The sequence below is a fragment of the Saonia sp. genome (assembly GCF_056326165.1).
In genome coordinates, this window is record NZ_JBWFBN010000012.1 from 18788 (window position 1) to 32458 (window position 13671).

At 36.2% G+C, this 13671-nt stretch carries 11 protein-coding genes; 6 read left to right on the forward strand and 5 right to left on the reverse strand.

Features of this window, described 5'->3' with window-relative positions; all coding sequences use genetic code 11:
• Positions 1-123: 123 nt before the first annotated feature.
• The 4 genes from leuC to leuB are packed head-to-tail and all read left to right on the forward strand — an operon-like array spanning position 124 to position 4794.
• The gene (gene leuC / locus AC000W_RS11330) at positions 124-1542 is read left to right on the forward strand and encodes a 3-isopropylmalate dehydratase large subunit (RefSeq protein WP_474748400.1); all 1419 of its coding nucleotides are present in this window, start codon (positions 124-126) and stop codon (positions 1540-1542) included.
• Positions 1543-1566: 24 nt separating this feature from the next.
• Positions 1567-2163 (forward strand): 3-isopropylmalate dehydratase small subunit, encoded by a 597-nt coding sequence (gene leuD, locus AC000W_RS11335; protein WP_474748402.1) that lies wholly within the window; start codon positions 1567-1569, stop codon positions 2161-2163.
• Positions 2164-2211: 48 nt separating this feature from the next.
• A complete protein-coding gene (locus tag AC000W_RS11340) occupies positions 2212-3723 on the forward strand; it encodes an alpha-isopropylmalate synthase regulatory domain-containing protein (protein ID WP_474748403.1) in 1512 nt (503 codons plus the stop codon).
• 15 nt (positions 3724-3738) lie between these two features.
• A complete protein-coding gene (leuB, locus tag AC000W_RS11345) occupies positions 3739-4794 on the forward strand; it encodes a 3-isopropylmalate dehydrogenase (RefSeq protein ID WP_474748404.1) in 1056 nt (351 codons plus the stop codon).
• Positions 4795-4865: 71 nt separating this feature from the next.
• Here the strand turns inward: leuB and AC000W_RS11350 are convergent, their stop codons facing one another.
• The gene (locus AC000W_RS11350) at positions 4866-6065 is read right to left on the reverse strand and encodes an MFS transporter (protein ID WP_474748406.1); all 1200 of its coding nucleotides are present in this window, start codon (positions 6063-6065) and stop codon (positions 4866-4868) included.
• Between the two features lie 341 nt (positions 6066-6406).
• On the opposite strand from AC000W_RS11350, the gene AC000W_RS11355 reads away from it, so the two are divergent.
• Both AC000W_RS11355 and AC000W_RS11360 read left to right on the forward strand, forming a co-directional pair.
• Positions 6407-7534: an FIST signal transduction protein gene (locus AC000W_RS11355; RefSeq protein WP_474748407.1), complete on the forward strand. Its 1128-nt coding sequence runs from the start codon at positions 6407-6409 to the stop codon at positions 7532-7534.
• Complete coding sequence (locus AC000W_RS11360; protein WP_474748409.1) at positions 7531-9300, forward strand: PAS domain-containing hybrid sensor histidine kinase/response regulator; 1770 nt, start codon at positions 7531-7533, stop codon at positions 9298-9300. Before AC000W_RS11355 ends, AC000W_RS11360 begins: the two co-directional genes overlap by 4 nt.
• Before the next feature lie 13 nt (positions 9301-9313).
• Here AC000W_RS11360 and AC000W_RS11365 read toward each other — a convergent pair whose 3' ends face one another.
• The 4 genes from AC000W_RS11365 to AC000W_RS11380 all read right to left on the reverse strand — a co-directional run bounded on the left by AC000W_RS11365 (position 9314) and on the right by AC000W_RS11380 (position 13671).
• Positions 9314-10906, reverse strand: a complete 1593-nt coding sequence (locus tag AC000W_RS11365; RefSeq protein WP_474748410.1) for an NADP-dependent glyceraldehyde-3-phosphate dehydrogenase — start codon at positions 10904-10906, stop codon at positions 9314-9316.
• A gap of 87 nt (positions 10907-10993) precedes the next feature.
• The gene (gene ilvC, locus AC000W_RS11370; RefSeq protein ID WP_474748411.1) at positions 10994-12469 is read right to left on the reverse strand and encodes a ketol-acid reductoisomerase; all 1476 of its coding nucleotides are present in this window, start codon (positions 12467-12469) and stop codon (positions 10994-10996) included.
• A 23-nt stretch (positions 12470-12492) separates the two neighbouring features.
• Positions 12493-13026, reverse strand: a complete 534-nt coding sequence (ilvN, locus tag AC000W_RS11375) for an acetolactate synthase small subunit (RefSeq protein ID WP_474748413.1) — start codon at positions 13024-13026, stop codon at positions 12493-12495.
• A gap of 51 nt (positions 13027-13077) precedes the next feature.
• Positions 13078-13671, reverse strand: coding sequence for an O-methyltransferase (locus tag AC000W_RS11380; protein ID WP_474748414.1), 594 nt, complete (start codon positions 13669-13671; stop codon positions 13078-13080).

Sequence of the window (13671 nt, forward strand, 5' to 3'; positions counted from 1 at the left end):
ACTTCACCTTTGCGGTGTTAAACTATTCGTTATTGAATACGTTGAACATCGTAATTTTAAACAGCAAAAGTTTCTTATATATACTAGTTTTAATAGTTTTGTTCTCTTAGAATTAATTGAGGAATGAGTACACAAAAAACATTATTTGATAAAGTTTGGGACTCCCATGTAGTCCACAATATAAAAAATGGTCCTCAGGTACTGTTCATTGACCGCCATTTGGTTCATGAAGTAACTAGTCCTGTGGCGTTTTTAGGATTAAAAAATAGAGGCGCTGAAGTTTTATACCCTAAAAGAACTTTTGCCACTGCAGACCACAACACACCAACCATTAATCAACATTTACCTGTAGAAGACCCGCTTTCTGCTAATCAGCTTAGAGCTTTAGAGCAGAATGCTAAGGAGCATGGGATTAGTCATTGGGGGCTTGGGCATGAAAAGAATGGAATTGTCCACGTAGTAGGTCCCGAATATGGAATTACCCAACCTGGAGCAACCATTGTATGTGGAGATTCTCACACATCAACTCATGGTGCTTTTGGAGCCATTGCTTTTGGTATAGGTACTTCAGAAGTAGAAATGGTATTGGCCACACAGTGCATTATGCAGCCAAAACCAAAGAAAATGAGAATCAATGTAAACGGTGAGCTTAGTTTTGGTGTTACCCCAAAAGATGTGGCACTTTATATCATCTCTCAGTTGACCACTTCTGGGGCTACGGGCTATTTTGTTGAGTATGCTGGAGATGTTTTTAGAAATATGAGCATGGAAGGCCGTATGACGGTTTGTAACCTAAGCATAGAAATGGGTGCTCGTGGTGGTATGATTGCTCCAGACGAGAAAACATTTGAATATATAAAAGGCCGTGAATTTACACCATCTGGCGAGGCATGGGACAAGGCCATGGCATACTGGGAAACGCTTAAGACAGATGAAGGTGCTGAGTTTGACAAAGAATTGACCTTTGTAGCTTCTAATATTGAGCCCATGATTACCTATGGTACCAATCCTGGAATGGGAATGGGAATTTCCAAAAGTATTCCCAATGCGGATCAAATTGAAGGTGGTAAAGCTACTTATGAAAAATCTCTCGGGTATATGGCCTTTAATCAAGGTGAGGATATGATTGGGAAACCCATAGATTTTGTATTTATTGGTAGTTGTACCAATGGCCGTATCGAAGATTTTAGGGCTTTTGCCTCTATTGTTAATGGAAGGCAAAAAGCCTCTAATGTAACTGCCTGGTTAGTTCCTGGCTCACACAAGGTGGAAAGCGCCATAAAGGAAGAAGGGCTCTTAGATATTTTTACTAAAGCTGGCTTTGAACTTCGTGAACCTGGTTGTTCTGCTTGTTTGGCAATGAACGATGATAAAGTGCCTGCAGGAAAATATGCAGTAAGCACATCCAACAGAAACTTTGAAGGTAGGCAAGGTCCTGGTTCCAGAACGTTATTGGCCAGTCCATTGGTTGCAGCAGCAGCAGCAGTTACAGGAAAAGTTACAGATCCACGAGAATTGATGGAGCCTGCTACTATCAACTAATTACTAACGACTATCAACTAAATTATGGCATACGATAAATTCAACATACTAACTAGTAGTGCGGTTCCACTTCCAATTGAGAATGTGGATACGGATCAAATAATTCCAGCGCGATTTCTAAAAGCTACTGAACGAAAAGGTTTTGGTGATAATCTCTTTAGAGACTGGAGATACAATAATGATGATACTCCAAAAGAGAGCTTCATTTTAAACAACCCCATCTATAGTGGTAAGATTTTGGTTGGAGGGAAAAATTTTGGTTCTGGTTCATCTAGGGAACATGCGGCTTGGGCTGTATATGATTATGGTTTTAGATGTGTGGTTTCTAGCTTTTTTGCCGATATTTTTAGAGGCAACTGCCTAAATGTAGGTGTTTTACCTGTCCAGGTAAGCCCAGAGTTTTTGGACAAGATATTCCAAGCAATTGAAGCTGACCCAAAAACTGAGTTGGAAATAAATTTACCAAATCAGACTATCACCATAAATTCAACTGGGGAGCAAGAGCCTTTTGAAATAAATATATACAAAAAAGGAAATTTATTAAATGGTTTTGATGACATTGATTATTTATTGAACATCAAGGATAATATTGAAGCTTTTGCACAGAATACACCTCTATAGAGAAATTAGAACAAATTTTGGGTATACATTGGGTATACTTAATGGAAAATGAAAAGAAGAATTGAAATAATGGACACAACACTCCGAGATGGTGAACAAACCTCCTCGGTGTCCTTTTCTGCATCGGAAAAACTAACATTGGCCAAATTACTTTTGGGAGAGCTAAAAGTAGATAGGATTGAAGTTGCCTCGGCTAGGGTTTCAGAAGGTGAATTTCAAGCAGTAAAAAATATAACAGAATGGGCAACAACTCAAGGACTCATAGACCGTGTTGAAGTCTTGACCTTTGTAGATAATGGTGTTTCCTTAAAGTGGATGCAAGATTCGGGGGCAAAAGTCCAAAACTTATTAACCAAAGGCTCTCTTAACCATTTAACTCATCAACTAAAGAAAACTCCCGAGCAGCATTTTAAAGCTATTGGCAAAAGCATTACAGAGGCAAAAAAAGTTGGAATTGATACCAATGTGTACTTGGAAGATTGGAGCAATGGGATGAGAAACTCTCCAGACTATGTTTTTCAGTATTTGGATTTTATGTCTCAACAACCTGTAAAACGTATTATGCTGCCAGATACATTAGGGGTTTTAACACATACAGAATCCTATAGTTTTGTATCTCAAATAGTAGAGAAATACCCTAATGTTCATTTTGATTTTCACGGACATAACGACTACGATTTAAGTGTTGCAAATGTTATGGAAGCTTTAAAAGCTGGTTGTCATGGATTGCACTTAACGGTCAATGGGATGGGTGAGAGAGCCGGGAATGCTCCGCTAGCAAGCGTTGTGGCCGTTATCAATGATTTTCTGCCAGAAATAGAGATTTCTGTCAATGAGTCAACACTATTTAAGGTAAGCAAATTGGTATCTACTTTTACTGGATTTGGAATACCTGCCAATAAACCAATTGTTGGAGATAATGTTTTTACCCAAACAGCTGGAATACATGCAGATGGAGATAGCAAAAAGAATCTTTATTTTAATGATTTGTTGCCTGAAAGATTTGGAAGAAAGCGTAAATACGCTTTAGGAAAAACATCTGGAAAGGCAAATATTTTAAAGAACCTTCAAGAGCTAGGACTAACACTTAATGATGAAGAATTAAAGAAGGTAACAGAGCGTATTATTGAGCTTGGGGACAAAAAAGAAAAAGTAACTAAGGAAGATTTACCATACATTATTTCTGATGTTTTGGATAGCGATTACCAACAAAAAGTATTTGTAAAATCATATGTGCTTACACATTCAAAAGGGTTAAAGCCATCAACTTCGGTTTCAGTTGAAATAAATGGGGAATCCTTTGAAGAAAATGCCCAAGGTGATGGTCAGTTTGATGCTTTCATGAATGCTATTAGACAAGCTTATAAAAAGAAAAAAATAGAGTTGCCAAATTTAATTGATTATGCTGTGAGGATTCCTCCAGGAAGTCATTCTGATGCCTTATGTGAAACAATTATCACTTGGGAGAGAAACGGAAAAGACTTTACTACACGTGGATTGGATTCCGACCAGACTGTTTCAGCTATAAAAGCAACTGAAAAAATGTTGAATATCATATAATTATAATACATATAAATGAAATTAAATATTGCCCTTTTAGCCGGAGACGGAATTGGACCTGAAGTAATTGATCAAGCTGTAAAGGTATCTAACGCCATTGCAAAGAAATACAATCATGAAATCAACTGGACACCAGCATTGACAGGTGCTGCGGCTATAGATGCTGTTGGAGAACCCTACCCAGATGAAACTCATGACATTTGCAAAGCCGCTGATGCCGTCCTTTTTGGTGCCATTGGTCATCCTCGATTTGACAATGACCCATCTGCCAAAGTAAGACCAGAACAAGGGTTGCTTAAAATGCGTCAGAAACTAGGCTTGTTCGCCAATGTAAGACCAACGTTTACATTTCCATCGCTAATTGATAAATCTCCCTTAAAAAGAGAGCGAATAGAAGGAACTAACCTTGTTATTCTTAGAGAACTTACAGGTGGTGTTTATTTTGGGGAAAGAGGCAGAAAAGATGATGGAAATACTGCTTTTGATACTATGACTTATACAAGGCATGAAATTCAACGTTTGGCAAAAAAGGGATTTGAGCTTGCTATGACTCGTTCCAAAAGACTGTGCTGCGTTGACAAGGCTAATGTATTGGAATCTTCAAGGCTTTGGAGAGAAACCGTACAGGCAATGGAAAAGGACTATCCCGAAGTAGAGGTTTCTTATGAATTTGTAGATGCTGTAGCAATGCGTTTGGTACAATGGCCAAGTTCTTATGATGTTATAATTACTGAAAACCTTTTCGGAGATATTTTAACCGATGAAGCTTCTGTAATATCTGGGTCTATGGGATTAATGCCCTCTGCATCAGTTGGAGAAGAAACATCTTTGTACGAACCCATACATGGTTCCTATCCACAAGCGGCGGGAAAAGATATTGCTAATCCTTTGGCAACCGTATTGTCCGCAGCTATTATGTTCGAAGATTTTGGACTTACGCAAGAAGCACAAGAAATAAGAGATGTGGTAAACAAATCCTTGGCAGATGGTATTGTTACAGAGGATTTGGCAGATGGTGGAAAATCCTACAAGACTAGTGAGGTTGGAGATTGGTTGGCCAATAAAATTTAAGTTATATACTAATAAAAAAGCCTTGAAAAAATTCAGGGCTTTTTTATTACAATTCTCTTTTTCAATACATTTTAAGGGTGGTATGGCATAAGCCTTCTTTGTATTTGACTTCTTCTTCTAAAGAACAAGATAGTCATGGCGATAAAAATTCCCGAACCAGCCATTAAAGACCCCACCAATCCAGCTGTGGTAAAACTATATCCCAATGCTATTGGCAGTCCTCCTAGATAAGCACCCAATGCATTTCCCATGTTAAAGGCACTCTGTGTCATAGAAGACCCCAACATTTTAGATTCTTTTGCAGATTTTATAACCGCCATTTGAATTGGTGTTGCCACGCTAAAGGAAACTACTCCTATTATAAATGTCAATATTAAAATTGCAATAGGACTAGTAGCTATCATTGCATTGATGATTAAGACGGCCACCATTAAAGTCAAACTAATTACTACCGCCTTTAATGGATAGTATCTCTCTGCCATTTTTGCTCCAACAAAATTACCTACAACCATTCCCAAACCAGCAATAATCATGGCGTAACCAACCATATTTTCACTTAAGCCTGAAACTTCTGTTAATAATGGAGCAATATAACTGTACCATGCAAAGAAACCACCGGTGCCAATCATAGTTAATAAAATAAGTCCCATGAACTCTGGTTGCCAAAGAACTTGAACATCTCTTTTAAAACTTGCTTCTGGCTCATTTTCAATTTTAGGCATCCAAAAATAAATACTTAACATGGTCAAAAGCCCAACAACCCCTACCATTAGAAAAGAAATACTCCAATGGTATTCATGCCCCAAATAAGTGCCAATTGGCACTCCAATAACATTAGCAATAGTTAAGCCTGCAAACATAGTTGCTATTGCTTGTGCGGTCTTTCCAGGCTTACTTAATTTCCCAGCAACTACAGCACCAATACCAAAAAAGGCTCCATGTGGCAATCCTGATAAAAATCTATATACCAATAACATGCTGTAATTCTCAGCAAATGCTGATAGTGTATTGAAAACTGTAAACCAAATCATTAGGTACAATAATATCTTATGTGGCTCCCATTTATTGCTTATAGATGCGATTACTGGTGCCCCAACCACAACTCCAAGAGCATATGCCGCAATAAAATGTCCAGCTTGCGGTATGGATATGTTCAATGCTTTAGCTATATCTGGCAATATGCCCATAATAACAAACTCCGTCAATCCAATTCCAAATCCTCCGATTGCCAATGCAATCAGTGCTTTTCTATTTGTTTTTCCTAAAATCATATCTGTTAGTATTTATATATCAACACACACAAGAGTGTACCAATATGATTAAACAGAATCATACTTATTTAGGGGGCAAAATTAATTACACTAATTGTTTCATTTATATGGTGGGTTAACCAATATATGTGGTTTTCTAACAATTTTCTAGATATAACTATTAACAATCTGAATTAAAGTGAATTAACTATAACTAGGTGTAGATGATATTACATTAATCTTTAGTAAATCAAAAAAATATAATGATAAAATCCATGTATAATTATACGATTATGAATTGTGATGCGTTAAAATATTTGAGTAGTCTTTTTCCTACTTAATAAATAGTATAATCTTATAATATGAAAATTTATCAGCAAAAACTATCTAACCTTGAAGACTTAGATAAAATTAATATGGAGTTTACTCCAGATGTATTCTTCCTTTTTGTATCACCTACATTCCAAAATGTGGAAGGTTTAGTTTCCAGCCTTCATAAAAAATACAGTAGTTCTAAATTTATTGGATGCTCTACGGCTGGAGAAATAATTGGAAATCAGGTGTTTGACTCTTCTGTTGCTTTAACAGCAGTGAAATTTGAAAAAACCAAAATTAAAATTGTTGATGTAGATTTAGCTGAATACAATTTAGACAGTTACAAAGCTGGAGAGAAAATAAGTGAACAACTATTAGATGAAAACCTGCGACATATTTTTGTGCTTAGCGATGGCTTAATTGTGAATGGGGCAGAATTGGTCAATGGATTACATTCCAATATCAATAAATCAGTTTCTATAACTGGTGGTTTGGCAGGTGATGGTTCGGATTTTGAAAATACATTTATTATTAACAATAACGAAGTTCATTCTAAAAAAATAGTTGCGTTGGGTCTATATGGAAAAGACCTTAAAATTGGTTTTGGTTCCAATGGAGGTTGGGACAGCTTTGGCATGGAAAGAATGGTCACCAAGTCTGAAAAGAACATTCTTTATGAATTAGATGGTGAGCCCGCTTTAGAACTGTACAAATCCTTTTTAGGAGAACAAGCAAAAGATTTACCTGGATCTGGTCTTTTATTTCCATTAAGCATGAGAAATGAAGATGATAAGATTCCAGTAGTTAGAACTATTTTGGCTGTTGATGAAGAAAAGCAAAGTCTCACTTTTGCTGGTAATATTCCCCAAGGATCTTATGTAAGGCTAATGAAAGCAAATGTAGACCGAATAATAAACGGGGCAGAACAATCAGCTATTATTACTAAGGAGGGAGCAGAAAATGAACATCAATTGGCCTTTTTAATAAGCTGTGTAGGTAGAAGGCTGGTTATGAAACAATTAGTGGAAGAAGAACTGGAAGCTGTAAATGATGTCTTTGACAATAATATTTTTACTACAGGATTTTATTCATATGGTGAAATTGCACCTTTTGATAAGTCTTCACCTTGTACACTACACAATCAAACAATGACAATTACAACTTTTGCGGAATGAATACCTTTCATAGATTATTACAAAGACAGCTAAAGAAGGCAGATTTAAGTGAACAGGAGCTAAATAAATTAGCCCCTTTCTTTATGCAGATAGATGAGGCATACAAGTCATTTGACAAAGATGTACATCATATTGAAACAATTTTAGAGAAAAGTTCTCAAGAGCTATATTTGGCCAATCAGCAATTAAAAAGTAACGTTGAAACCATTACAAATCAACTTACTAAAGTAGCAAGTAATATTAAAGAAGTAATCTTTGAGGTAGATCTCAAAGGGAATTGGTCTTATATTAATTCTGCTTGGGAAGAGCTTATTGGTTATTCTATAAAAGAGACCATAGGACAGCCATGTTATGAATTTATCAAAGATGTTAATGGCAAGCCTTTTAAAGAGCTCTCCATGTTTATGGATCCGGATTTTACTTCGGCTAGAAAAAGTCTAGAAACCATTACCAATAGAGGCGAAAGAAAATGGTTGGACATCACTGTGAAACTTGTAAAAAATAAAGAAGGAAAAGCAGAAGGATACATTGGTACCATAGCAGATATAACAGATTTAAAAAATACAGAAATAGAACTCATTGCGGCAAAAGAAAAAGCAACCTTAGCCAACAAAGCTAAAGATGAGTTTTTATCTACAATGTCGCATGAAATAAGAACACCGTTAAATGCAGTAATTGGTGTAAGCCACCTATTAATTCTAGAAGAACCAAAGCCAGAACAATTGGAAAACCTTCATGCACTTAGGTACTCATCGGAACATTTATTAGAACTAGTGAACGATATTTTAGATTTTAATAAAATTGCATCTGGTTCTATTGAACTAGAGGATGCAGATTTTAGCATAGACAGAACCCTTAACGGTCTACAAAGTATTTTCTATCATAAAGCCAATGAAAAAGGAGTAAAATTCACCATTAAAAAAGATAATTCCTTACCTAGCATGTTAATGGGTGACAGTACACGCATAACACAAATTCTAACCAATTTAATTAATAATGCTATAAAATTCACAGAAGAAGGCAAGGTGATAATGGACATAGAACTTGAAGAAGAAAGTCAAGATTCTTGCCAAATGAGATTTGAAGTACGCGATACAGGTATTGGAATTCCAGAAGATAAATTAGATAAGATTTTTAGGTCATTCTCACAAGCAAATTCGGATACCACTAGAAAATATGGAGGTACAGGATTAGGTTTAGCTATTTGCAAAAAACTGGTGGAACTTATGGGAGGTGATCTCACTGTTGAAAGTACACTTGGGAAAGGATCAACTTTTGGTTTTTCTCTAACCCTAAAGAAAAGTGAAGTGTTAGAAGTTGACAGAGAAGAAGAGGATTATTCTGAGGCCTTTAATATGGACGATGTAGAAAGCTTAAAGGGCATAAAAATTCTTGTAGCGGAAGACAATCAACTTAATGTTTTGGTCATAAGAAAGTTCTTATCTAAATGGGACGTTAACTTTGAAATTGCCGAAAATGGTAAAATTGCTATAGAAAAAGCCGAAGCCAATTGCTATGACATGATTTTAATGGATCTTCAGATGCCAGAAATGAATGGTTTTGATGCTACTAGGGCCATTCGGGATGGTAATAACGCACTAAACAAAACTATTCCCATCTACGCTTTGTCGGCTTCCGCTGGTGTGGATATAAAAAACAAAATCATAAAATATGGTATTGATGGTCTTATCTGCAAACCCTTTAATCCAAAGGAACTGTATAGAACTCTTTCAAAAATTGTTCATCAGGGAGAAACTGTTTTATAATACACATTAAACGCTATAATATGTAGTCCGTACTAAGGAAATTGGAAAGCTTAGCTTCCAAAAGTTGTTCTATGGTTTCGTTATTTAAATCATTGTCTTTAAAGGCAACAAAGGTTCTTATTGAAAATGATCGCAACGCATCGTGAACACTCAATGTGGCCTGTGCAGAGTCTTTTCTTCCTGTAAACGGATAGACATCTGGTCCACGCTGGCACGAACTATTTAAATTCACCCTACACACTAAATTCGCCAACGTATCAATCAATGGTGCCAAGGCATATACATCTTTTCCAAACAAACTTACTTGCTGTCCATAATTGGATTCAGCCATGTCATCTAGGGGCTCTTCAATATTTTTGAAAGAAACTATGGGAATTACTGGGCCAAATTGCTCTTCTTGATACACTCTCATATCCTTTGATACAGGATGTAGTATAGCTGGCCATATATAATTATCAAAATGTTGTCCCCCTTTTTTGTTCCATATTTTTGCTCCTTTAGCTACCGCATCATCAATTAACTCTTGGATATATGCAGGTTTATCAGCTTCAGGTAATGGCGTTAGTTTTACACCATCTTCCCAAGGGTTTCCAAATTTTAAAGCATCAACTTTAGCAGTGAACCGCTTCTGGAATTCTGATAAAATATCTTCATGTACATAGACCACCTTTAAAGCGGTACAACGCTGTCCATTAAAAGACAACGTACCAGCAATGCATTCGTCTATCGTCAAGTCTAAATCAGCATCTGGTAATACTATTGCTGGGTTCTTTGCTTCCAATCCCAGAACCAAACGCAGTCTATTACTTTTTGGGTGCTGGTCCTGTAATGCATTGGCAGATTTGCTATTACCAATCAAGGCCAATACATCAACCTTCCCTGTTTGCATAATTGGTGCTGCCACTGCCCTGCCCCTACCAAAAAGAATATTGATAACACCCTTTGGAAAACTAGATTGAAAAGCCTCAAGCAAAGGAGTAATCAATAAAACCCCGTGCTTTGCTGGCTTAAAAATAGCTGTATTTCCCATTATAATGGCAGGAATCAAAAGAGCAAAAGTTTCATTTAAAGGATAATTATAGGGTCCCAAACACAGAACAACACCCAAAGGTCCTCTTCGTATATGTGCATAGACACCTCCATGTTTTTGAAACTTTGCGGAATCTCTATCTAATTGTTTATAATCTTCAATAGTATCATAAATATATTCCACTGTACGATCAAATTCCTTTTTAGAATCTGGCAAGGATTTTCCAATTTCCCACATCAATAACTTTACAACTTCATCTCGCTTGGTTTCCATCTTCTTTACAAAAGACTCCATACATTCAATTCGGTCTTTAATACGCATTGTGGGCCAAACTCCCTGTCCTTTATCATATGCTGCTAAAGCAGAATCTAAGGCTTCTAGAGCATCCTTTTCTCCCATATCTGGAATACTTCCTAGCAAAGTTGGTGCATATTCCTCAGTAGAAGAAATAGTTGAATACACTTCAGAAGTATTTCCTTCCCATTTTTTAAGTTCTCCACCAACCAAATACTTTCTTTGATGGATTGGTCGTAAAATTTCAAATTCTTCAGGAATTGTAGTTAATGAATTGCCCATTGTCCAGTGTTCTTAAATTTTATAATATAAAAATAGTCCATATCAACCAAACATAGTTGCTATGGACTATTTTGATTTAATATCTTGTTAAACTATAGGTTTCATAGCAGTCATCGCACTTCTTAACCTTGCACCCACAATTTCAACAGGGTGTTCTCTTAGCTCCTTATTTACTTCTATTAATTTAGCATTGGAAACTCCATTCCCTTTACCTTCTCCATAGGTATTACCAATAATATCAGTATCCACCGTTTTCATGAAATCTGCTAACAATGGCTTACAGGCATGATCAAACAAGTAGCAGCCATATTCAGCTGTATCAGAAATAACACGATTCATTTCAAATAATTTTTTTCTTGCAATAGTGTTTGCAATTAAAGGTGTTTCATGCAATGATTCATAATACGCTGATTCAGCAATAATACCAGAATCGGTCATGGCTTCAAAAGCAAGCTCCACTCCAGCTCTCACCATAGCAACCATCAACACACCATTGTCATAAAATTCTTGCTCAGAAATCTCAACATTACCAGCAGGAGTTTTTTCAAAAGCTGTTTCTCCAGTTGCTGCTCTCCATCCTAATAAATCTTTATCATCGTTAGCCCAATCCTCCATCATTGTTTTAGAGAAATGACCTGTCATTATATCATCCATATGTTTTCTAAACAAAGGGCGCATAATTTCTTTAAGCTCTTCTGACAACTCAAAAGCCTTAATTTTTGCAGGGTTTGATAAACGGTCCATCATATTGGTAATACCTCCATATTTTAAACCTTCTGTAACAGTTTCCCATCCGTATTGAATCAATTTTGATGCATACCCAGGTTCAATACCTTTTTCTATCATTTTATCAAAGCAAAGAATGGAACCCGTTTGGAGCATACCACACAATATGGTTTGTTCGCCCATTAAATCCGATTTTACCTCTGCAACAAAAGATGATTCCAGAACCCCAGCTCTATCACCACCAGTAGCAACAGCATAAGCTTTTGCTTGTGCCAACCCCTTTCCTTCTGGGTTATTATTTGGGTGAACGGCAATTAACGTAGGAACACCAAACCCTCTTTTATACTCTTCTCTAACCTCTGACCCTGGGCATTTTGGCGCGACCATGATTACCGTTAAATCTTCACGTATCTGCATTCCCTCTTCAACAATGTTAAATCCATGGGAATATGTTAAGGTTGCCCCTTTCTTCATCAACGGCATTACAGCCGAAACGACATTTGTATGTTGCTTATCTGGTGTTAAGTTACATACAACATCCGCGGTAGGAATTAATTCCTCATAGGTACCTACATTAAAACCGTTTTCACTTGCATTAACAAAAGATTGTCTTTTTTCTTTGATTGCCCCCTCCCTTAATGCATAAGATATATCCAACCCAGAATCTCTCATATTAAGTCCTTGGTTTAATCCTTGGGCTCCACAACCAACAATTACTACTTTTTTACCTTTTAAAGCCGATACACCATCAGAGAATTCAGTAGATTCCATAAACCTACATTTTCCTAATTGTTCTAGTTTTTCCCTTAATGATAGTGTATTAAAATAATTTGCCATTTTCTATTTAGTTTTCTTTTTGATTATTTACTATTATGTTGATATCCATTTAAAATGGAAGATATAGGCATTTCAGCTTTAGAAATTGCTATTCTCCCCGAACGTACAAACTGCATAATACCGTACGGTTCTAAAAGGTCATGCATTTCATCTATCTCTCCCTTTCTTCCAGATTTTGCAAGTACAAAAAAGTCCCTGGAAACAGTCACTATTTGCGAGTTGCTTTCCTTTATAATGTTTTGAATCTGTCTTTCATCAAACAATAAATTTGAAGCTATTTTAAAAAGAGCAGATTCTTGATAGATAGTCTCATCATCCGTGTGATAAAATGCTTTTATCACTTCAATCTGTTTTTCTATCTGTCCAACAATTTTTCTTACAATCTCTGTAGATGCGAAAACAACTATTGTAAATTTTGAAACATTTTCAATTTCTGATTTAGAGACATTTAAACCCTCAATATTAATGTGTCTCTTTAAGAATATACCAGATATTCTATTTAATAATCCTACGTTATTTTCTGAATAAACTGATATGGTGAACCATTCTTTTTCCATAAGTCTCTATTCCATGATTCCAATCATACAAATGGGTGGAATCCTGTAAATTTAATTGTTATTTCCTTTTATTTTAACCGCAATAATTACTCCTGTTGACCAGTTCATTTTGGTCAAATTAAAGTCTTTTCTGTTTTCCAGGTAATCAATTAATTCATCCACATTTTTTTGATGTCCCTCTGGCCAATTAGGTTGGGCAGTCATATCATCAATTACATAAAATCCGCCGACTTTAACCAAATCCAAAACCTCATCAATTTCACTATATTTTCCAGGCCAGGCATCTGCAAAAATTAAATCGAATTGACTCCCTTTATAACCTTTTATCCATTCTGATCCGTCCCCACAAATCACATCTACTCTATTATCATTGCCAAAATAATCATTGGCAATTTCAATTAACTTAGAGTCATTATCAATAGTGATTATATTGGATTCTGCATCCATTCCATCTACCATCCATGACAAAGAAAGCCCAATTCCAGTACCCAATTCCAATACATTGGCTTTAGGTCTAGAGGCTATCAGGGTTTTTAACAAGACGCCAATATGCAAATCAGATGGCATTGTAAACCCAATCTCATTGGACTTGCGCTCTATTTCAGCATGAATACTTGGCTTATCAAGAATATTTTGGTCGTTCAT

What these genes read in the sequence shown, in the direction of transcription:
- AC000W_RS11355 (WP_474748407.1), top strand. Translation starts at nt 6,407, where the DNA reads ATGAAAATTTATCAGCAAAAACTATCTAACCTTGAAGACTTAGATAAA.
- leuC (WP_474748400.1), top strand. Translation starts at nt 124, where the DNA reads ATGAGTACACAAAAAACATTATTTGATAAAGTTTGGGACTCCCATGTA.
- AC000W_RS11360 (WP_474748409.1), top strand. Translation starts at nt 7,531, where the DNA reads ATGAATACCTTTCATAGATTATTACAAAGACAGCTAAAGAAGGCAGAT.
- leuD (WP_474748402.1), top strand. Translation starts at nt 1,567, where the DNA reads ATGGCATACGATAAATTCAACATACTAACTAGTAGTGCGGTTCCACTT.
- ilvC (WP_474748411.1), bottom strand. Translation starts at nt 12,469, where the DNA reads ATGGCAAATTATTTTAATACACTATCATTAAGGGAAAAACTAGAACAA.
- ilvN (WP_474748413.1), bottom strand. Translation starts at nt 13,026, where the DNA reads ATGGAAAAAGAATGGTTCACCATATCAGTTTATTCAGAAAATAACGTA.
- AC000W_RS11365 (WP_474748410.1), bottom strand. Translation starts at nt 10,906, where the DNA reads ATGGGCAATTCATTAACTACAATTCCTGAAGAATTTGAAATTTTACGA.
- leuB (WP_474748404.1), top strand. Translation starts at nt 3,739, where the DNA reads ATGAAATTAAATATTGCCCTTTTAGCCGGAGACGGAATTGGACCTGAA.
- AC000W_RS11350 (WP_474748406.1), bottom strand. Translation starts at nt 6,065, where the DNA reads ATGATTTTAGGAAAAACAAATAGAAAAGCACTGATTGCATTGGCAATC.
- AC000W_RS11340 (WP_474748403.1), top strand. Translation starts at nt 2,212, where the DNA reads ATGAAAAGAAGAATTGAAATAATGGACACAACACTCCGAGATGGTGAA.
- AC000W_RS11380 (WP_474748414.1), bottom strand. Translation starts at nt 13,671, where the DNA reads ATGAACGACCAAAATATTCTTGATAAGCCAAGTATTCATGCTGAAATA.